Genomic DNA, 20,037 nt, shown 5'->3' with positions numbered 1-20,037 from the left:
GCCGCAGCACCGGTAAAACTCTATCGCAATCCAAAGTCCGGTCACTGCCACCGGGTCGAGTTGATGATGGCTCTGCTGGGCGTGCCTTACGAGCCGGTTGATCTCGATATGGCCAACGGTGCGCATAAAGCGCCCGCGTATCTCAAGATCAGCCCGTTGGGGCAGGTGCCTGCCATTGATGACAACGGAACTATCCTGTCGGATTCCAACGCGATCATCCTCTATCTGGCTGAGCGCTATGGAGAGGCCGCCGACTGGGTCAGCACGTCACCTGTCGAAAAGGCCGAGATCCAGCGCTGGCTGTCGGTTGCGGCGGGCGAGATTGCTGCCGGGCCCTGTGCCGCGCGGCTGGTCACATTGTTCAACGCGCCGTTTGACCATGGGGCAGTGAAGGCCAAGGCACACGCACTCTTTGCCGTCATGGACGCACATCTCGAACGCCGCGACTGGCTTGCGGCAGATCGCCCAACTCTGGCTGATATTTCTGCTTACAGTTACATCGCGCATGCGCCGGAGGGCGGCGTGGCGCTGTCACCCTATCCGAACATCGAGGCGTGGCTGGATCGGATCGAAAGCCTGCCCGGTTTTGTCGGGATGGCCAGTTCACCGAAACTGGCGTGAGAACGAATATGGCTGACATTGGGCATTCAGCAGGTTGTCCCTTTCACAAGGGAGAGCGTGAGGCACAGCGACGCGCCGGGGCAGGGGATGTGGCTGCGTGGGCCGGGGATTTTATCCGCGACCACATGCCGGATCAGCATCGCGATTTTTTCACGGGCCTCCCCTTTCTCGTCCTTGCAGGCGCTGATGCGGCAGGGCGGGTCTGGGTCACGCTCGTGGATGGGCCGGACGGATTTGTGCGCTCTCCCAGCCCGCGTCAACTGACCCTTGAGACAGGGGTCGATCCGCGTGATCCGCTGCACGGGGCGTTTCAGGCCAGCACAGAGGTTGGGATGATCGGCATTTCGCTTGCGACGCGCAGGCGTAATCGCATGAACGGCATGATCCGGCCGACGCCAGCGGGTTTTGCTATCGACGTGCGGCAGAGTTTCGGCAATTGCCCGCAGTACATTCATGAACGTGTGGTGAAGCGGGTCGCGGCACAGCAACCGACCACGTCGCATGTATCGGATAACCTGTCGGATGATCAAATCGGACGGATACGGGCGGCGGATACGATCTTTATCGGCTCCGGCCACGCAGGCAGTGGACCGTCCGGCGGCTATGATGCCTCTCACCGTGGCGGCGCGCCGGGGTTTGTAGAGGTGGCTGATGACGGGACGCTGTCCATTCCAGACTACGCGGGAAACAACTTTTTCAACACAATTGGCAATCTGCTGGAGGCCCCGGAGATCGGCCTCGTCTTTGTCGATTTCAACACGGGCGGGTTGCTGCATGTGACCGGCAAGGCTTGCATAGACTGGCATCCCAAACCCGGTGATGAACCGGCGGCGCAGCGGGCGATACGTGTGACTGTGGATCAGGTGATCGATCGTCCTGCGGCACTTGGGTTGCGCTGGTCACAGGACATAAACGCGGTGCGCCCTTTGAGGGTCGCGCGAAAGGTCAAAGAGAGCGACAGCATCACCTCGTTCCACCTGGTGCCGTCTGATGGGGCGCCTCTGGCTCCCTTTCACGCCGGGCAGCACCTGCCGGTTGAAGTTGAAATGCCCGGTGAGGCGGGCGCTCTTCAACGGGCATATTCCCTCTCCGGTCCGCCGGGTGCCGAAAGCTACCGGATCAGTGTAAAGCGAGAGCCGCAGGGCGCAGTATCGCGGTATCTGCATGACCATGTCGGTGTGGGTGATCAGATTGCGGCCCGCGTGCCAGCGGGAGAGTTTGTCGTGCCGGTTGGGGATGGGCCGCTGGTTCTTGTCAGTACCGGGGTTGGCATCACCCCGCTGCTGGCGATGCTTCACGCGATACTGGCGGACACGCCGGGCCGACTTGTGTGGTTTGTGCATGGGACGCGGGATGGCCGAGACCATGCTTTTGCCGCCGAAGTGGGCGCGTTGGTTGCGCGCTACCCCAATCTGACGCGGGTGACGTACTATAATGCCCCTGGGCCGGACGACCAGAAGGGAGTCGATTTTGACTACAGAGGGCGCATAACGGCGCAGGCGCTTGCTGCGCTGAACGCAGGGGAAGAGGCTATCTTTCTGTTGTGCGGCTCCGCCCCTGTTGTGGGGTCATTGCGCTCTGATCTGGAAGCAAGCGGGGTCCGGGCGGATAGAATTCAATTCGAGCTTATTGGCGCCAAGGCGTGATTGAGACTGTCTGACGGCGTGATGCGTCAGACGATCTTTCTTCAGGACCGTCTCCGTTGTCCCGCGAGGTGTTCAAGGGTTTCAGCGCTCCTGCGCGGTAGAATATGGGTCAGTTCCTTTTCGACCTTACGCGATATCGGGACCGGTGCGCCCGATTGCCCATCCATTGTGCAGCCCGCGTCGGCGAGATCCCACATTTGCCACACAGATAAATGATTGGTACACAAAGGATCGCTGTTGCTATCCGGTTTGGCAAAGTCATCAGGCTTTCATGCAAGCAAAGAACGATCCCATATGAAACCAACCACAACGGACAAAGATGGCCATTTGCGGCTGCAGGATCAGGTCTGCTTTTCCCTCTATTCCGCGTCACGGATGGTGACGAAGGCCCATGGGCTGCTGCTGAAAGAACTTGGCGTGACCTATCCGCAATATCTCGCGCTGCTGATGCTGTGGGAACAGGATGGGATACTGGTGAGCGAGATTGCCGCAGCCCTTGAAATCGACGCAGGCACTGCGACGCCGCTGATGCAGCGGCTGGAAAAGCTTGGTCTGGTGGAGCGGGTGCGCTGCGATCAGGACGAGCGCCGTGTGCGTGTGTACCTGACGGCGTTGGGCAAGGCCTCTTATGACAAGGCGCTCTCGGTGCCTGACGGCCTCGGCGAGGCGATGGGGCTTGATCCGAAAAATGCGCGTCGCCTGCTCGCGGAAATGCAGATGATCAAGGCGCAGATCACCAAATGGTTGGAACCTGAACAGACCTAGCCGATGAGAATTGGGTCAGACACGAAGATGTGACCTAAATAGGTTGGTGTCCCAACTATTACTGTGCCAAGTAAATATCGCACAGTAATCCGAGGCATCGACGATGACAAACCGCATTCCTGATAAAAGACATGTTGGTCTGCGATCAAAACCGGCTGCGGTTGCTGTCGCACCCCAGGTCCTGAGCGTTGGTGACAATCCGTCTTCACGCACCCGCACGCAACGCTGCGCCGGGCCCTTCCATCCATACATCAACGAAGAAAGAGCACCACATGACCGACTTCCCGTCCCACGATCTAGATACTGCGCCAGAGGGGTCGAAACCCTTGCTGGAAAACAGCCAGAAGGCGTTCGGCAGATTGCCCGGCCTGCACAAGGTCATGGCTGAAAGCCCGCAGGTTCTTGAAGGCTATCAGGTGCTGCACAAGCTCTTTACGGAAACGGCTTTTGATGCGGAGGAATTGACCGTTGTCTGGCAGACCATCAATGTCGAGCATGAATGCCACTATTGCGTTCCTGCGCATACCGGCATCGCCAAGCGCATGAAGGTGTCCGACGACATCTCGGAAGCTCTGCGCAATGAGACGCCCTTGCCGTCTGCAAAACTTGAGGCGCTGCGCACCTTCACCCTTCAAATGCTGCGTAATCGTGGCAATGTAACCGAGGCACAGATGGCCGCGTTCTTTGATGCGGGGTATTCCCATCGTGCTGTTCTGGATGTGGTTCTGGGTCTCGCGCAGAAAACCATGTCGAACTACATCAACCACGTAGCGGAAACACCGTTGGACGAACCGGTAAAGCCTCTGGCCTGGACACGTGGAAAGACGCCGCTGGCTGTCTGATCCGTCGCGTTCCGGAGGTCGGCCTATGGTCGCTCTCTGGGCCATCAAAGCCTCGGATGTGTGATTGTGTTGGACCGAGTGTCAGAAGAGTGCGGGGTTCCGCGCCAGATCAGGCTCAAAGCCATTCTGCTTACTGTGGTCGCGTCCGTTCTCTCTCTCTCTCTCTCTCTTTTCCGTAGGACACGGGATGAGTCATAACACGGTCTTGCGGGCGATCTTGCGACCATAGCTCAGAAACATAATCAGGGTTATGTAAATAAATGACCTGAGCGTGATTGTTCGCTTTGCAGCATCAAAGCGACGCGGTGATCCCGCCGTCGACAAAAACTGTGGTGCCATTCACAAAGGAAGACGCATCCGAGGCCAGAAAAATGCAGGTGCCAACAAGCTCTTCGACCTTACCCCACCGTCCCGCAGGTGTGCGCTTTTCAAGCCAGGCGGAGAACTCCGGATCGGCCACCAGGGCTGCGTTCAGCGGTGTGTCGAAATACCCCGGGGCCAGCCCGTTGCACTGCAGCCCGTGTTTCGCCCAATCCGTGGCCATGCCTTTGGTGAGGTTGGCAACAGCACCCTTGGTCATCGTGTAAGGCGCAATGCCGGGCCGTGCGAGGGCCGTCTGTACCGAGGCGATGTTGATGATCTTGCCGCGTCCGCGTCCGATCATGTGGCGGGCACAGGCCTGGCCGACGTGAAAGACGCTGGCGATATTTGTTTGCATCAGCCGTTCAAAGGCATCCGCAGGGAAGTCTTCCAGCGGTGTACGATGCTGCATCCCGGCATTGTTCACCAGAATGTCGATGGCACCATGTTCCGCCTCGAATCCGTCCACGGCGGTTCGCACGGCATCATGATCGGTTGCGTCAAAGGGCAAGGTGCTGACAGCGCCGCCCAACTGTGCGGCGGCGGCATCGAGTTTGGCGACATCACGCCCGTTCAGGACAATATCAGCCCCGGCGGCCTGCAAGCCCTTGGCAAGGGCAAAACCGATGCCTTGTGAGGAGCCGGTGATCAAGGCGCGACGCCCGCTCAGGTCAAAAAGGTTCACGCTCATGGGGTCTCTCTTTATGCTCGACGTCAATTTCAAAGCTGTTTATGTTACCGGTAACGCCCGAAGTCAAGCAAGGCTTCCAAGCGCATAGTTCTACTGTGGAGAGGCACATATGAAATCTCTGGTTATTCACGCCCCGCGCGACCTGCGGATCGAAGACGGACCTGACGAAACACCCGGATCCGGTGAGGTTCAGATCGCCATTGCGGCGGGCGGCATTTGTGGATCTGACCTGCACTACTACCAGCATGGCGGGTTCGGCACGGTTCGCATCAAGGAACCGATGATCCTGGGCCACGAGGTTTCCGGCCATATCACCGCCTTGGGGGCGGATGTGACAGGGTTGCGTGTGGGTCAGCTTGTGGCGGTCTCCCCCTCCCGGCCCTGCGGCTCTTGCAAGTATTGTCAGGAAGGCACGCACAACCACTGTCTGAACATGCGCTTTTACGGTTCCGCCATGCCATTCCCGCATATCCAGGGTGCGTTCCGGCAAGTCCTCGTCGCCGATCAGCGGCAGTGCGCGCCGGCCGACGGATTGACGGCCGGGGAAGCCGCAATGGCAGAGCCACTGGCGGTTTGTCTGCATGGCGCGCGGCAGGCGGGTGAGCTTTTGGGCAAGCGCGTGCTGGTGACGGGGTGCGGACCGATTGGGTTGCTCTGCATTCTCGCTGCACGGCGGGCGGGCGCTGCGGAGGTTGTGGCAACGGACCTCACAGATTTCACCCTGAAAATGGCGGCGGAGAACGGGGCGGACCGGGTCATCAACGCGCAAAAGGAACCCGACGCGTTGAAGTCATACGAGGCGGACAAGGGCACCTTTGACGTGCTTTTCGAATGCACGGGCGCGGCCCCGGCCCTGACCGGCGGTATCGCTGCGATGCGTCCGCGCGGCGTGATCGTGCAGCTTGGATTGGGGGGCGACATGACCTTGCCGGTGCAGGCCATCACCGCAAAGGAACTGCGTCTCTGCGGGTCGTTCCGCTTTCACGAGGAATTCTTTACCGGTGTGGAGCTGATGCGCAAAGGGTTGATCAATGTGAAACCGCTGATCACGCAGACGCTGGATCTGGCAGATGCCGTCAAAGCCTTTGAGCTGGCCAGTGACCGTACACAGGCGATGAAAGCGCAGATCGCCTTTGCCTAGACAATCAGACAGGGTGCGCCGCTTGCCTCTTTCGCGTCGACATGCAGGTGATAGCGTCAACAGAACAACTTGGGGGAGCAACGAATAGTGTCATTCTTTGAAGTGCACGACCCGGTCTTCGGGCAATACGTCATGGGCAACGCGCCGGTGAAACAGCTGGCAACTGGTTTTGACTGGGTCGAAGGACCGGTCTGGTTCGGGGATGCGGGCTGCCTGCTTTTCTCGGACATTCCCAACAATCGCATCCTGCGCTGGACGCCCGAAGTGGGGATCACAACCTACCGCGCGCCGTCGCATTACGCCAATGGCCATACGCGCGACAGACAGGGGCGGCTGATTTCATGTGAACACGGCACACGCCGCGTCACCCGGACCGAATGGGACGGGCGTATCACCGTGATCGCCGACAGCTACAACGGTAAGCCGTTGAATTCCCCGAACGATGTGATTGTGAAATCAGACGGTTCAATCTGGTTCAGTGATCCGCATTACGGGATCATGACGAATTACGAAGGGTTCGCCAGCGAACAGGAAAACCCCTGCGTCGTCTATCGGGCTGATCCCGACACCGGTGCGCTGGATGTCTTGGTGGAGGATATGAACTGCCCCAACGGGCTGGCCTTCTCGCCGGACGAGGCGCTTTTGTACGTGGCCGACACCGGCCGCATGTTTTCCGACGATCCCCAGCACATTCGGGTCTACGACGTGCATGGTGACGGGGTCGGCAACGGGCGGCATTTTCACACGATTGATCCGGGTGCCGCCGACGGCATTCGCGTGGATACGGATGGAAACCTCTGGTCCTCCGCCGCCGATGGGGTGCATTGCATTGCGCCGGATGGGCGGCTCTTGGGCAAGATCCTCGTGCCGGAACTGGTGTCCAACATCTGCTTTGGTGGTCGGGCGAAACATCAGCTCTACATCACTGCGACGACAAGTATTTATCGTGTCACCTTGAACCGGGCCGGAGTGCAATTTCCATGAGCAGTGAGATCGGCCTGATTGGCCTTGGGACGATGGGATCGGCGCTGGCGCTGAATATCGCCGAGAAGGGTTTTGACATCGCGGTCTGGAACCGTACGGCACAAGTCACGCAGGATTTCCATGCGGAGGCGGGGGAACTTGCGCCCCGGATCACGCCCACCGAGACGCTCGGAGACTTCGTTGCCGCCTTGGCGACGCCGCGTGCAATCATCCTGATGGTGCCTGCGGGCGAGATCGTTGACGCGCAGATCGCGGCGCTGCGCCCCTTGCTGGACGCAAATGACCTGATCATCGACGCGGGGAATGCGAATTTCCACGATACCAACCGGCGGATGCGGGATGCCTTCGGGCCGTTCCTCGGCGTTGGCGTGTCGGGCGGCGAGGAAGGCGCGCGCCATGGCCCCTCGATCATGGGCGGCGGCAAGCGCGAGGACTGGGACCGTGTGGCCCATATTCTGGAGGCCATCAGCGCCAAATACGAAGGCACGCCCTGCGCCACCTGGATGGGTGAGGAAGGCGCCGGCCATTTCGTGAAGGCTGTGCACAATGGCATCGAATATGCCGATATGCAGATGATTGCCGAAACCTACGGCGTGCTGCGCGATGGCATGGGTTATGAGGCGCCTGCCGTTGGCAAGGTCTTTGATCGCTGGAACGAAGGCCCCCTCCGGTCTTATCTGGTGGAGATTTCCGGCAAGGTCGCAGGGACAACGGATCCGGCCACGGGCGGCCCACTTCTGGACGTGATCGTGGATGCCGCGGGGCAAAAAGGCACCGGGCGCTGGACCGTGATCGAGGCGCAGCACCTTGCCGCCCCGATCCCCGCAATCGAGGCTGCCGTGGTTGCCCGCAACCTGTCTTCACGGCGGGACACGCGGGCCTCGGGTGAGGCGCTCTTTGGGGCCGCCCCCAAGGCAATGGCCAAGGGTACGGTCAGCGAGGACGCGCTGGAACAGGCGCTGATCTGCGGCAAGATCCTTTGCTACGCGCAGGGTTTTATCATGATCTCCGCCGCGTCAGAGGCCTTTGGCTGGAAGCTGCCCCTGCCCGATATCGCCCGCGTCTGGCGGGAAGGCTGCATCATCCGCTCCGACATGCTGAACGACATGGCAGATGCGCTGACGGATAATCCGGCGCAGAACCTGATGTTTGCGCCCTACTTCGCGGATCAGCTGACGCAAACTCATGACGCCCTGCGTCAGGTCGTGGCCCAGGCCGCCCTGCATGGTATCGCGGCCCCCGCGCTTGGATCAGGTCTGGCCTATTTCGACGCCATGCGCACCGCGCGCGGAACGGCGAACATGATCCAGGGCCAGCGTGATTTCTTCGGTTTGCATGGCTTTGCCCGGCTGGATGACGGCAGCACGGATCAACATGGACCATGGGCGGGGTAGCACCGCTCTTGGCAGAAGCTCTTTGCGGCATATGTCTTTGTTGAAAAAGCGTGTAAATTCAGATCATGACCGCCCCTGCCGCGCCGATTCCCCGTAACGATTTGATTGTCTGCCCCCATTGCGATGCAGCTTACACGCTTGCCCGTCCGGGGCATGGTGAGAGGGCGGTGTGCCACCGGTGCCATACGGTGCTGATTATGCCGCGGCGCAAGGCGGGCCTGCAGATCATTGCCCTCTCGGTGGCGATCGTGATCCTGATCACGGCGGCTGCGATCTTTCCGTTCCTGTCGATTGCCGTGGCGGGCGCGCATAATTCGGTGTCGATCCTCGATGCCGCCCTTGCCTTCAGCGATGGACCGCTGGTTGTGCTGTCGCTGGCAACGGCGGCGCTGATCATCTTCGTGCCCTTGGCGCGTGTGTTGCTGTCTCTCTACGTGCTGGTGCCGATTGTCATGGACAGGCCCCCTGCCCCACAGGCAGCACAGGCTTTCCGCCTGGCCGAGGCGCTGCGGCCCTGGTCCATGGCGGAGATTTTTGCCATCGGGTGCGCCGTGGCCCTGGTCAAGATCAGCGATCTGGCGGATGTAAGCTTTGGACCGGCATTCTGGATGTTCGCCATCCTGGTCGTGCTCGTTGTGGTTCAGGATAATTTCTTGTGCAGGTGGTCGGTATGGAACGCGCTGAGCAAACCCGCGAAGTCATAAACGCCCGCGATCTGGGCGTCGTTGCCTGCACCCGCTGCCTTCAGGTCTGGCCGCAGGGGGTTCAGACCTGCGCGCGGTGCGGACGCAAACTGGTGCAGCGCGATCTGAAAAGCCTGCAACGGGTCTGGGCGCTGTGGATCATCGGGTTCATGTGCTACATTCCCGCCAACCTCTACCCGATGTTACGCACCCGCACACTCTTTTACGTGCAGGAAGACACCATCGTCGGCGGCGCCATCGAATTAATGCATCACGGCAGCATCGGCGTCGCCGCGATCATTCTGATCGCCAGCGTGGTCATCCCGCTCGCCAAATTCATGGCGATTGCATTCCTGGCGATCTCCGTGACGCGGCCCTCGACCGTCTCCCAAAGCCAGCGCCAGCTGCTCTACGAAGTGGTCGAATACATCGGGCGCTGGTCGATGATCGATATCTTCGTGGTTGCGATCCTGTCGTCCTTGGTGCAACTCAAGGTTCTGGTCGCCATCAACCCCGGCCTGGCCAGCCTTTTTTTTGCGCTCTCCGTCATTTTCACTATGCTTTCGGCACAGGCATTTGACAGCCGCATGATCTGGGATGCGCAGCAGCAGGGCAAAGGACAAAAACAAGAATGAATGATGCACCTGACCCCGTGCCGATTGATCCCGCACGTGAGAGTTTTCTGGGCCGTGCGTCCATCGTCTGGGTCATTCCGCTGATCGCCCTGATCATCGCGTTGACCGTCGCCTGGCAGTCCTACAACGACCGCGGACCTTTGATCGCCGTGCAGTTCGAGAATGGCGCAGGTATCGCTTCCGGTCAGACGGAATTGCGGTTTCGCGACGTGACCGTCGGTCTTGTTGAAAGCGTGAGCTTTGCCGAGGGTCTGGAAGGGGTGATCGCTCAGATCCGGCTTGAAAAGGAAATCGCGGAGTTTGTCGATGCCGGTGCGTCGTTCTGGGTCGTCCGGCCCGAGTTGACGGTGCAGGGCGTTTCGGGTCTCGACACGGTATTGAGTGGTATTTTCATTGAAGGGTCGTGGGACAGCGAAGTGGGCCCGATAAGGACCCAGTTCAAGGGTCTCGAAACCGCGCCGCTCTTTCAGCCTGGCAAGGACGGGCTGCAACTTGCGCTGCGCACCACGCCCGGTGGGTCGCTGACCGACAACGCACCGATCCTTTTTCGCGGCATCGAAGTGGGCCGCGTTGGTCCGGCGCGGATTTCGCGAGAAGGCAGTTTCGCCATCGCCGAGGCCATCATTTACGAACCCCACGGCCGGCTGATCACCCGCGCCACGCGGTTCTGGGATACATCCGGGTTCAGCGTTTCCCTGGGGCCCTCCGGGGCCGAGGTGGATTTTTCCTCGATTGCCTCTCTCGTGGGGGGCGGGTTGACCTTTGACACATTTGTCTCCGGCGGGGGGCGCGTCTCCGATGGCACCGTGTTCGAGGTCTACCCGGATCAGATCAGCGCGCGGAACAGCGTGTTCAATGCGTCCGAGACAGAACTGCTCGAACTGCGGGTCATTTTTGACGAAAACATCTCCGGTCTGGCCATTGGGGCGCCTGTGGAGTGGAGCGGCCTGCGTATCGGATCGGTGGCGAGCCTGTCCGGTCTCGTGGATGCGGACGCCTTCGGGGACACCCGGGTGCGTCTGGACGTGGTGATCGGCATCCAACCGGCACGGCTGGGCCTGCAGGGGGAGGTCAATCCGGAACGTGCCCTTGATTTTCTCAGCACCCGTGTGAGCGAGGGTCTGCGGGCCCGTCTGGCCACGGGCAGTTTGCTCACAGGCGGCCTCAAGGTGGAGCTGATCGAGGTGGAAGAGGCGGAGCCCGCTGACATCATCGTATCGCCGGACGAAATCGCCACTTTGCCGTCGACGGACAGTGAGATTTCCGACGCCACGGCGACGGTCGAAGGTGTGTTCACACGCATCAACAGCCTGCCGATCGAAGAGCTGCTCAACAGCGCAATCGGGTTCATGCAGAGCGCGGAGGCGTTTGTGTCCAGTGAGGCCCTGCGCGAGACACCGCAGGAAGTGCGCGCGCTTTTGGGAGATATGCGCGGGATCGTTGCCTCGGAGGAGTTGCAGAGTGTTCCCGCGACGCTCAACGCGGCCCTGGGCAGGATCGAGGCGATCCTTGGTCAGATTGAAGAGGGACAGGCGGTGGAACGTGTGGTAGCGGCCATTGATGCCGCGACCGAAGCGGCGGGCTCGGTCAACGCGTCCGTTGCCGGGGTGCCTGAACTGATCGACAATCTGAGCAATGTGGCGGCCAAGGCCGAAGCAATGCCGCTGGAGGAACTGACTGAACAGCTGACCAAACTTCTCGGTTCGGCAGATGCTATCCTCAGCACCTCCGCCGCGCAGGATTTGCCGGCCTCGTTGGGCGCGGCGCTGGACGAACTCAATGCAACGCTGGCCGAATTGCGTGAAGGTGGGGCCGTGGGCAATGTGAATGCCACCCTGTCGTCTGCCCGTGAGGCCGCGGATGCGGTTGCCTTATCCAGCAGGGACCTGCCCGCCCTTGTCGAGCGGATCACGGAAGTTTTTGATCAGGCCAGCCGCACCATCGAAGGTTATAACCAGGGCGATGTCATCAGTCGCGACGCACAGGCAGCGCTCCGCGATATTTCGCAGGCAGCTGACGCGCTCACCTCGCTTGCGCGGTTGCTGGAACGAAACCCCAGTGCATTGATCAGAGGGCGATGAGCATGACGATGAAACGACCGATTTGGGCCCTTTGCGTGTTGATCGCCCTGGCCGCCTGTGGCGCCACACCGGACAGGTACATCGTGCCGAGCCCGGATGTGACCGACCGCCAGCGCATTGCCTTCCGCGCCGTGGAAATCCGCGAGATTTCATTGCCTGCCTATGCCGCCTCTGACGAGATTTCGCTGCAGGGTCTGGACGGTCGGGTCACCAGTGACGGCGGCGTGCTCTGGGCGGATACGCCCGAACGCGCCGTCGCCCTTGAGCTGTCCCGGCATCTCGCGCGTCTGAGCGGTGCGCGCGTGGCCTCGGCTCCCTGGCCCTTCGAGAGCTTTCCCGACGCCCGGTTGGAACTGCGCTTTGAGAGTTTCGTTGCCGATGAGCAGGGGCAGTTTTCGGCGCGCGGTCAATACTTCGTAGCCGTCACTGATGGCAGGCGCGAACGTTCCGGGCTGTTCAATCTGTCGGTGGCATTCGACCCCGCCGGTGGCCCTCAGGCCATTGCCGCTGCGCGGGGGCAGATCATCCTTGATCTTGCACGCTTTGTGGCAGTCAATGGATTGCGGTGACGCATTGACCTCTATGGCTGTAGCGGTGTTCGGCATGTCTCCCGTTCCCGAGCCTGTAGAAAAGTGCCCTCGACGCATATGTTCCCGCTGCTGAAAGGTCGCCCACGGCGCATGGCCGTGCTGGACTACGGTCTTTTTCAGGTGCACGCCAACGGGCGTGTCATCGGGATTTGCGGGTATCTCATCCAGACAGATGCGGATGAGACTGTGCTGATCGATACCGGCTTTCCGGCGAAGTATGCAGATGATGCTGAGACCGCGAGCATCGAGGATGATTTGACCGGTTTTGGCCGTGTCCTGTCGATCACGTCTGACAATCTTGCGCCTGACCAAGTGGCGTTAACGGGAACTCATCCCGCCGCGATCACGCTGATGGTCCAGAGCCATACGCATATTGATCACATCGGCTTTCTGCACGGGTTTCCGGGCGTGCCTCTTGTCATTGCCGCCGCAGAACGGGCCCTGCCCCGCCCACTCTATTGGGCCGGGAAACAGGCCATGGAGTGGCCTGAACGCGATTGCATCGAGTTGAGCGGTGATGCGGAAATCGGGCCGGGGTTTCATGCCTATCTGGTGCCTGGCCACACTCCGGGGCAACTGGCTTTCCTCGTCGATTTGCCAAAGACAGGTCCGGTTTTGCTGACGTCTGACGCCATCAGCCGCCCTGCAGAAATCGACGAGGGTTTTGCAGACACCTGGGACACCGCCTGCGCCATCGAAAGCGGGGCACGGCTGATGCGGATTGCCGAAGAGACCAAGGCGATGGTGATCTATGGCCACTGCCCTGCGCAATGGCCTGACTTGAAAAAAGCGCCGGAGTGGTACGACTAGACAACCGGCAGGATCAGACCGGACCGATCAGCGGCGGTTGCGCATTCAATGCGGCCACATCGAACCCGGCAAGCGACTTGTATTTGGCAGAATGCGCTGCGAGCTCGGCGCGCGGGACCACGGTTTCGATGTCATCAAATTCTCCGCCGCACCGATCCTCTACCAGCTGCAGGATGGCGTCCGGCCCTGCACCCCGATTGGCCAATGTGACAGCAGTGGTGCGGGGGCGTATCGCGGCCTCATAGGCAAGGAGCGCCTTTTCGGCAATGCCATGTTCTTTGAGACAGGCCCCCAAGGTGCGCGCGTCAATGATCGCCTGGCTCGCACCATTGGAGCCGACTGGATAGGTCGGGTGTGCGGCATCACCCATCAGGGTGACCGGCCCTTGCGTCCAGCGGTCGACCGGGTCACGGTCCACCATCGGGTATTCGTAGACCGCTTCCGCGCCCCTGATCAGGGCGGGAACATCCAGCCATTCGAAACGCCACGCCTCGAAAGCGGGCAAAAACTCCGCAAGATTTGCCTGCCGGTTCCAATCCTCCTTGCGCCATCCCTGTGCCGGATCAATCCGCAGCTCCGCAATCCAGTTGATCGTCGCCTGGCCGGTATCGGGGATCGGCGGCGTGATTGGATAAGCAACGAAGCGCTGGCTGTCATGGCCCGCCAAGATCATGTCGGCACCGCCCAGAAAGGGGACCGCCTGTGTCGTGCCGCGCCAGAGCACCGCTCCGCCCCAGATCGGCGGACCTTCCTCCGGGTACATCTGGTGCCGGAGCGCCGAATGAATGCCATCCGCCGCGACGATCAGCCGGGCCTTGGTGTCAACTGGCCCGTCAACCGTTTCCATATGCAGCCGCGCCGCCGAAAAGCCCGTGGCGCGATGACCGGTCACAACGCAATCGACCCCTGCGCGCGCGACAAGCGTGTCATAAAGGAGCATCTGCAGATGACCCCGGTGCACCGAAAACTGCGGCCAATAGTACCCGGCGGCGGTGCCCCTTGGTTCGGTCCAGATCTCTCGACCGGTTTTGCTATAAAATCCAAGGCTCTGCGTGGCGACACCAATCCGCGACAGATCATCTTCCAGCCCCAGATCGATCAATTCCCGCACCGCATTGGGTTGCAGGTTGATCCCGACACCCATGGGTTTGAGGCGCCGCACGGCCTCGTAAATCCGAAAGGGCAAGCCGATCTGGTGCAGCGTCAGCCCAAGGGTCAGCCCCGCGATACCCGCACCAGCAATCGCGACGGTCATGTCAGCGCGCCCTCTTCCCGCATCCGGGCGCGTGTTTTCGCGTCGTACCCAAGGGTGCCGAGGATATCATCCGTGTCGCCACCCACGGCGGGCGGGCTTGTTGGTCTGGTGGCCTGTGTTCTGCTGAAACGCGGGGCCGGACTGGCCTGTGTGACGCCGTCTTCCTCGTAAAATACGTCCCGCGCGACGTTCTGGGGATGTGCTGCTGCCTCGGAGAAATCGAGAACCGGTGCGGCGCAGGCGTCACTGCCCTCTAGGAGTGCCATCCAGTCATCGCGCGACTTGCGTTTAAAAACCTCGGCAAAGGTGGCGCTTTGCGCGGGCCAATGCGCCGTATCGTTCTGCGCAACCCCTTCCGGAACGGGCAGCCCTGCCTTGGCCACGAGTTCGGCAAAGAACTGCGGCTCCAGCGCGCCAACCGAGATGTATTTGCCATCAGCACAGACATAGCACCGGTAAAAGGGCGCAGCGCCATCGAGCCAGTTCGCCCCCCGCGCGTTCTGCCAGCTGCCCCGCGCCAGCATGCCGTGCAGCAATCCCATCAGTGCAGGCACCCCGTCCACCATTGCGGCGTCCACGACTTGCCCCTTGCCAGAGACGCCGCGCTCAATGACAGCCGACAAGATACCCAGCAGCAGAAACATCGTCCCACCACCGAAATCCGCCACCAGGTTGAGCGGCGGTACGGGGGGCTGATCTGCAGGACCAATGGCATGCAAGGCGCCCGTCATGGCAAGATAGTTGATGTCATGCCCGGCGGTTTCCGCCCATGGCCCCGTCTGACCCCAACCCGTCATGCGCCCGTAGATGAGCCTCTCTGGGCAGTCCGACGGCCCCAGACCCAAGCGCTCCATCACCCCGGGTCTGAACCCTTCGATCAGGATGTCCGCCTGGCTGAGAAGGGCCTTCGCCACCGCCAAGCCATCCTTGGATTTGAGGTTCAGCGCAACGCTGCGTTTGCCACGGCGATTGATGTCGGTGGGGTCTGCCGGGGCAGATTTACGGTCAATCGTGATGACATCCGCGCCGAGATCGGCCAGCAACTGGCCTGCCAGCGGCGCAGGACCAAGTCCTGAGAATTCGATGACCTGCAAGCTTGCAAGCGGGCCTGTCATGACACCCCGTTACTCGGCCATGTGGCAGGCCACACGCGCGCCGCGTATTTCGCGCATCTCGGGGCGTTTCTGACTGCAAATGTCCGCGGCAAGGGGGCATCGCGGATGGTAGGCGCAGCCTGTTGGCGGGTTGATCGGATCGGGGATTTCGCCTGTGGGCGGCGGCACGTCCCGGCCAAAGCTGTCGAGCTGCGGTGCTGCGGCCAGAAGCATCTGGCTGTAGGGATGTTTGGGATCGTCAAACAGCGCATCCGGGTCCGCCTCTTCCACCAGACGGCCCAGATAGAGCACGCCGATCCGGTCGGCCATATGCTGCACCACGGTCAGATCGTGGCTGATGAAAAGATAGGTCAGCCCAAAGCTGTCCTTCAGATCACTCATCAGGTTCAGCACCTGCGCTTGAACCGACACATCCAGCGCCGATGTGGGCTCGTCACAGACAATCAGTTTTGGCTCGGACGCTAGCGCGCGCGCAATGCAGATACGCTGCCGCTGGCCGCCGGAGAACTCATGCGGAAATTTGCCCGCGTCCCGGGCGGAAAGCCCCACCTGTTCCAGCAACTTTTCGGCCATGCCGTCGGTGTTGCCGCCCCGTGCGGCGACCGGTTCCACGATGATGTCGCGCACCCGCCAGCGCGGATTGAGCGAGGCAAAGGGGTCCTGGAAAATCATCTGGATGTCGCGGCGCACGGCATCGATTTTCGCGGCATCGTTCTCGCGCGCAAGGTCGGTGCCACGGATTTCAACAGCGCCCGAGCTTGGCCCGAGCAGCCCCACCAGCATCTTGCCAATGGTCGACTTGCCCGATCCGCTCTCGCCGACCAATGCATAGACGCTGCGCTCGGCAATCTCGAAACTGACGTCCGACACGGCCGTCAGATATGATTTCTCCCGCCGCTCCACCACACGGTTCAGCCAGGGTTTCGACACATCAAAGATGCGCGTCAGGTTGCGAACATCGACAAGCGCCATCAGGCTACGGCCTCCCGCGTCATGGGGAAGAGGCAGGCCGCGCGGCCTGCCCCGTCTTCGATCCGGGGACCCGGGGAGACGCGACAGGCGTCCTGAACACGCGGACAGCGCGGGTGAAAGGCACAGCCTTCGGGTAACGCGTCCAGACGCGGCATCGCGCCGGGGATCTGGTGCAAACGGTCCTTGCCGCGCGAGGCCAGCGGGGTCGAGCCCATCAGCCCGTCGGTATAGGGATGATGCGGTGCTGTCAGCACATCGCGGACCGGCCCAAGTTCCGCCAACTGCCCGGCATACATGACGGCCACACGGTCGGCGGCTTCGGCAATGACGCCCATGTCATGGGTGATCAGCATGACGGCAGTGCCTCTTTCGCGGCAGAGTTTCTTGAGCAGGGCGATAATCTGCGCCTGAACGGAGACATCCAGCGCCGTTGTCGGTTCGTCCGCGATGATGAGGGAAGGCTCGGCACAGAGCGCAAGGGCGATCACAACCCGCTGGCGCATGCCGCCGGAGAACTCATGCGGGTAGCTGCCCACACGTTCGGCGGCACCGGGAATGCCTACCTCCTCCAGCGCTGCAACCGCGCGCCTGTCGGCCTCGGTGCGGGAGATGTCGAGGTGCGCGAGCATCGTCTCGGTCAGCTGATCCCCGATCCTGAGCAGCGGGTTGAGCGAGGTCAGCGGGTCCTGAAAGACCATGCCGATCTCCTTGCCCCGCAGCCGCCGCATGGCGTCGCCCGTCAGTTGATCCACCCGCGTGCCCCGCACCCGGATCTCGCCCTTGGCGATATGCGCAGGCGGATTGAGCAGCCCGATCACGGCGTTGCCGGCCATGGATTTGCCAGCCCCGGATTCCCCCACGACACCAAGGATTTCACCCGCGGCAATGTCATATGAAACACCATCCACCGGGCGCAAAATGCCGTGGCGTGTTGGAATTTCGACGGTGAGATCGCGGATGGAGAGAACTGGATCAGACATCCGTTACTTGCTCATTTCTTCCTGCAGTCGGCGCGCCAGGTTTGTCTGCATCTCTTGGAATTGGGGTCCGATCTGCTGCATCGTCCGCGCCATGAAAGGGTTCATCTTTTGGATCGCCGAGGCTCCAACGTCGGATTCGTAAAATTCCGTCAGGGCCTCTATTTCCTCCAGCGTGAAGGTCGCGGCCATACCATTGATCATCGCCTCTTCCATCACGGGCCTCAGCACCGCGAGCTCTTCGGAAACGATGCGCGCCAGAGCCTCCTGTTTCCCTTCCGGCACCCGATCACCCACCAGACCCATTTGCGCCATCACCCCCTCGGGGGATAGCATGTCGTCCATGAGCTCTTGCTGGCCCTTGCTGTTCACATAGGCCGTCGCAGCCTCGACGCGTTCGGCGTCCTGCGCAAAGGCACCCGAGGCCATGAAGACCAGCACGAGAATTGATAGAAGTCGCATTTTGGCAGTCCTTTATCTGAGCCGGGGGTTCAGCGCGTCGCGCAGCCAGTCTCCCAGCAGGTTGACCGACAGTGCCAGCGCCAGAAGCGTGACCGCCGGGAACAGCAGAATCCACCACTCGCCCGAGAAGAGGAACCCCTGACCGATCCGGATCAACGTACCCAGTGACGGCTGTGTCGGCGGGGCGCCAACACCGAGAAAGCTCAGTGTCGCTTCGGCAATAATCGCCAGTGCCAGCGAGATGGTGGCAATGACCAACACGGGCGACAGCACGTTGGGCAGGATGTGGCGCAGCATGATCGCGCCCGACCCGCGTCCGATAAGACGGGCGGCCTGCACGTATTCCTTGTTCTTTTCCACCAGCGTCGCGCCCCGGACAACGCGGGCAAACTGCACCCAGTCGCTGAGACCGATTGCAATGATCAGTACCCAGATTGCCATCTGGTCACGGTATTCCACCGGGGTGATGCCCTTGGCGATGCCAAATATGAGCATGGCCACGAGGATCGCCGGGAAAGTCAGCTGAACGTCGGCAACCCGCATGATGATGGTTTCGGTCCAGCCGCCCAGATACCCCGCCACAAGGCCGAGGGTCACGCCCAGCACCATCGCAAAAAGCACCGCCGCCGCGCCGACAAAGAGCGAAATGCGCATGCCGTAGAGGATGGTGGAAAACACGTCGCGGCCCTGATCGTCCGTGCCCAGCCAGAAGATGTCTCCGGTAAAGGCATTGGGTTCCATCGGTTTCGAGAACCCGTTCATCAGGTTCAGCGAGGCGGGATCAAACGGATTGTAAGGAGCGATCAGCGGCGCAAAGACCGCACAGAGCACCATGGTCAGGACAACGGTCGCAGAGACGATGGCAACCGGGGATTTTTTGAACTGATAGGCAAAATCGCTTTCCAGCGCGAGACGGAAGCGCGAGCGTTCGACGGCCTGTACAGTGGGTTCAAGGGAGGTCTCGGACATCAGTGGGCCGCCGTTCTATCGACGCGCAAACGCGGATCGATTGCAAAGTAAAGCAGATCAACGATCAGGTTGATGGCCACGAACATCACCGAGATCAGCATCAGATAGGCCGCCATCACGGGGATGTCCACGAACTGAATGGCGTTGATGAATAAGAGGCCGACACCCGGCCATTGAAAGACTGTCTCGGTGATGATGGCAAAGGCGATGATAGAGCCCAGCTGCAACCCGGTAACCGTAATCACCGGCACCAGCGTGTTCTTGAGCGCGTGACGGAAATTGACCGCGCGGTCGCGCAACCCCCGGGCGCGGGCAAAGCGGATGTAGTCTTGTCGCAGGACTTCCAGCATCTCGGACCGCACCAGCCGCATGATGAGCGTCATCTGATAGAGCCCCAGCGTGATCGAGGGCAGGATCAGCGCCTTGAGCCCGCTTTCCGTCAGAAACCCGGTCGACCAGCCGCCGATTATCACCGTTTCGCCCCGCCCGAAACTGGGCAGCCAGCCCAATTCGACGGAAAACAGATAGATCAGTAAAATTCCGATCAGAAAGGTCGGCAGCGAGACACCGATCAGCGAGACGGACATGATCGCGTTGGCGGTAAACCCGTTGCGCCTGATGGCGGTAAAGACGCCGAGCGCGATGCCGATACTGATTGCGAGAAACCCGGAGACAGCTGCAAGCTCAAGCGTGGCCGGTGCGCGTTCCATCAGGATGTCCGAGACCGGGCGCCCTTGCCGGTAGCTGACGCCGAAATTACCCTGGGCGGCACCTTGCAGGAATTTGAAGTATTGCACCGCAAATGGCTGATCCAGTCCCAGCTGGCTGCGCAGCCGCTCGATATCGGCTTGCGTGCGTTCCTGGCCCAGCATGTTGTCCACGGGGTCGCCGACAAAACGGAACATGGAAAACGCCACCAACCCGACCACAAGCAGCACGAGAATGGACTGAAGCACACGGCGGATGACGAAAGCGAGCATATGTCTTATTGTTGCCTGTCTTGGGTGGGGTCAAGCGCAAAGCCTGCCCTGCCTGGACCTACGC

At 61.1% G+C, this 20,037-nt stretch carries 20 protein-coding genes; 12 read left to right on the top strand and 8 right to left on the bottom strand.

Going from position 1 to position 20,037, the window contains the following annotated elements; genetic code table 11:
• The 4 genes from ISX84_RS20145 to ISX84_RS20130 all read left to right on the top strand — a co-directional run.
• Positions 1-621 (top strand): glutathione S-transferase family protein (locus tag ISX84_RS20145; RefSeq protein ID WP_195822201.1); only part of this gene is annotated, 621 nt, incomplete at its 5' end.
• Positions 622-629: 8 nt separating this feature from the next.
• Complete coding sequence (locus ISX84_RS20140) at positions 630-2,267, top strand: FAD-binding oxidoreductase (RefSeq protein ID WP_195822200.1); 1,638 nt, start codon at positions 630-632, stop codon at positions 2,265-2,267.
• Between the two features lie 294 nt (positions 2,268-2,561).
• Positions 2,562-3,032, top strand: coding sequence for a MarR family winged helix-turn-helix transcriptional regulator (locus ISX84_RS20135; protein WP_195822199.1), 471 nt, complete (start codon positions 2,562-2,564; stop codon positions 3,030-3,032).
• A 272-nt stretch (positions 3,033-3,304) separates the two neighbouring features.
• Entirely contained in the window at positions 3,305-3,874 is a 570-nt protein-coding gene (locus ISX84_RS20130; protein ID WP_195822198.1) for a carboxymuconolactone decarboxylase family protein, read from the top strand.
• Between the two features lie 292 nt (positions 3,875-4,166).
• Here ISX84_RS20130 and ISX84_RS20125 read toward each other — a convergent pair whose 3' ends face one another.
• Positions 4,167-4,925, bottom strand: coding sequence for an SDR family oxidoreductase (locus ISX84_RS20125; protein WP_195822197.1), 759 nt, complete (start codon positions 4,923-4,925; stop codon positions 4,167-4,169).
• A gap of 109 nt (positions 4,926-5,034) precedes the next feature.
• On the opposite strand from ISX84_RS20125, the gene ISX84_RS20120 reads away from it, so the two are divergent.
• The 8 genes from ISX84_RS20120 to ISX84_RS20085 all read left to right on the top strand — a co-directional run bounded on the left by ISX84_RS20120 (position 5,035) and on the right by ISX84_RS20085 (position 13,243).
• On the top strand, positions 5,035-6,066 hold the full coding sequence (locus tag ISX84_RS20120) for an L-idonate 5-dehydrogenase (protein WP_195822196.1): 1,032 nt from the start codon (positions 5,035-5,037) through the stop codon (positions 6,064-6,066).
• A gap of 87 nt (positions 6,067-6,153) precedes the next feature.
• Positions 6,154-7,050 carry an SMP-30/gluconolactonase/LRE family protein gene (locus ISX84_RS20115; protein ID WP_195822195.1) on the top strand — a complete coding sequence of 299 codons (897 nt, stop codon included), beginning with the start codon at positions 6,154-6,156 and terminating at the stop codon, positions 7,048-7,050.
• Positions 7,047-8,444, top strand: a complete 1,398-nt coding sequence (gndA, locus tag ISX84_RS20110) for an NADP-dependent phosphogluconate dehydrogenase (RefSeq protein WP_195822194.1) — start codon at positions 7,047-7,049, stop codon at positions 8,442-8,444. The genes ISX84_RS20115 and gndA overlap by 4 nt, the downstream gene beginning before the upstream one ends.
• 65 nt (positions 8,445-8,509) lie before the next feature.
• Positions 8,510-9,148, top strand: a complete 639-nt coding sequence (locus tag ISX84_RS20105; RefSeq protein ID WP_195822193.1) for a paraquat-inducible protein A — start codon at positions 8,510-8,512, stop codon at positions 9,146-9,148.
• A complete protein-coding gene (locus ISX84_RS20100; RefSeq protein WP_195822192.1) occupies positions 9,115-9,762 on the top strand; it encodes a paraquat-inducible protein A in 648 nt (215 codons plus the stop codon). The genes ISX84_RS20105 and ISX84_RS20100 overlap by 34 nt, the downstream gene beginning before the upstream one ends.
• A complete protein-coding gene (locus tag ISX84_RS20095) occupies positions 9,759-11,843 on the top strand; it encodes a PqiB family protein (RefSeq protein WP_195822191.1) in 2,085 nt (694 codons plus the stop codon). The genes ISX84_RS20100 and ISX84_RS20095 overlap by 4 nt, the downstream gene beginning before the upstream one ends.
• Before the next feature lie 8 nt (positions 11,844-11,851).
• On the top strand, positions 11,852-12,412 hold the full coding sequence (locus ISX84_RS20090; RefSeq protein ID WP_229884448.1) for a PqiC family protein: 561 nt from the start codon (positions 11,852-11,854) through the stop codon (positions 12,410-12,412).
• A gap of 78 nt (positions 12,413-12,490) precedes the next feature.
• A complete protein-coding gene (locus ISX84_RS20085; protein ID WP_195822189.1) occupies positions 12,491-13,243 on the top strand; it encodes an MBL fold metallo-hydrolase in 753 nt (250 codons plus the stop codon).
• 13 nt (positions 13,244-13,256) lie between these two features.
• Here the strand turns inward: ISX84_RS20085 and ISX84_RS20080 are convergent, their stop codons facing one another.
• Genes ISX84_RS20080 through ISX84_RS20050 form a run of 7 tightly spaced genes read right to left on the bottom strand, consistent with a single transcriptional unit; the run spans position 13,257 to position 19,973 of the window.
• Positions 13,257-14,498, bottom strand: coding sequence for a flavin-dependent oxidoreductase (locus tag ISX84_RS20080; protein ID WP_195822188.1), 1,242 nt, complete (start codon positions 14,496-14,498; stop codon positions 13,257-13,259).
• A complete protein-coding gene (locus ISX84_RS20075; protein ID WP_195822187.1) occupies positions 14,495-15,613 on the bottom strand; it encodes a CaiB/BaiF CoA transferase family protein in 1,119 nt (372 codons plus the stop codon). Before ISX84_RS20075 ends, ISX84_RS20080 begins: the two co-directional genes overlap by 4 nt.
• Before the next feature lie 9 nt (positions 15,614-15,622).
• Positions 15,623-16,585, bottom strand: coding sequence for an ABC transporter ATP-binding protein (locus ISX84_RS20070; protein WP_195822186.1), 963 nt, complete (start codon positions 16,583-16,585; stop codon positions 15,623-15,625).
• On the bottom strand, positions 16,585-17,565 hold the full coding sequence (locus ISX84_RS20065) for an ABC transporter ATP-binding protein (protein ID WP_195822185.1): 981 nt from the start codon (positions 17,563-17,565) through the stop codon (positions 16,585-16,587). Before ISX84_RS20065 ends, ISX84_RS20070 begins: the two co-directional genes overlap by 1 nt.
• Before the next feature lie 3 nt (positions 17,566-17,568).
• Positions 17,569-18,024, bottom strand: a complete 456-nt coding sequence (locus ISX84_RS20060; RefSeq protein ID WP_195822184.1) for a DUF2059 domain-containing protein — start codon at positions 18,022-18,024, stop codon at positions 17,569-17,571.
• 12 nt (positions 18,025-18,036) lie between these two features.
• On the bottom strand, positions 18,037-18,993 hold the full coding sequence (locus ISX84_RS20055; protein WP_195822183.1) for an ABC transporter permease: 957 nt from the start codon (positions 18,991-18,993) through the stop codon (positions 18,037-18,039).
• On the bottom strand, positions 18,993-19,973 hold the full coding sequence (locus ISX84_RS20050; RefSeq protein ID WP_195822182.1) for an ABC transporter permease: 981 nt from the start codon (positions 19,971-19,973) through the stop codon (positions 18,993-18,995). Before ISX84_RS20050 ends, ISX84_RS20055 begins: the two co-directional genes overlap by 1 nt.
• Positions 19,974-20,037 lie beyond the last annotated feature (64 nt).

Origin of the sequence: Roseobacter sp. MH60115, from assembly GCF_015644665.1 — a bacterium.
Classification (GTDB): Bacteria; Pseudomonadota; Alphaproteobacteria; order Rhodobacterales; family Rhodobacteraceae; genus Roseobacter.
Note: the sequence above shows the minus strand (reverse complement) of the source record. Positions and strands in the feature narration are given on the sequence as shown.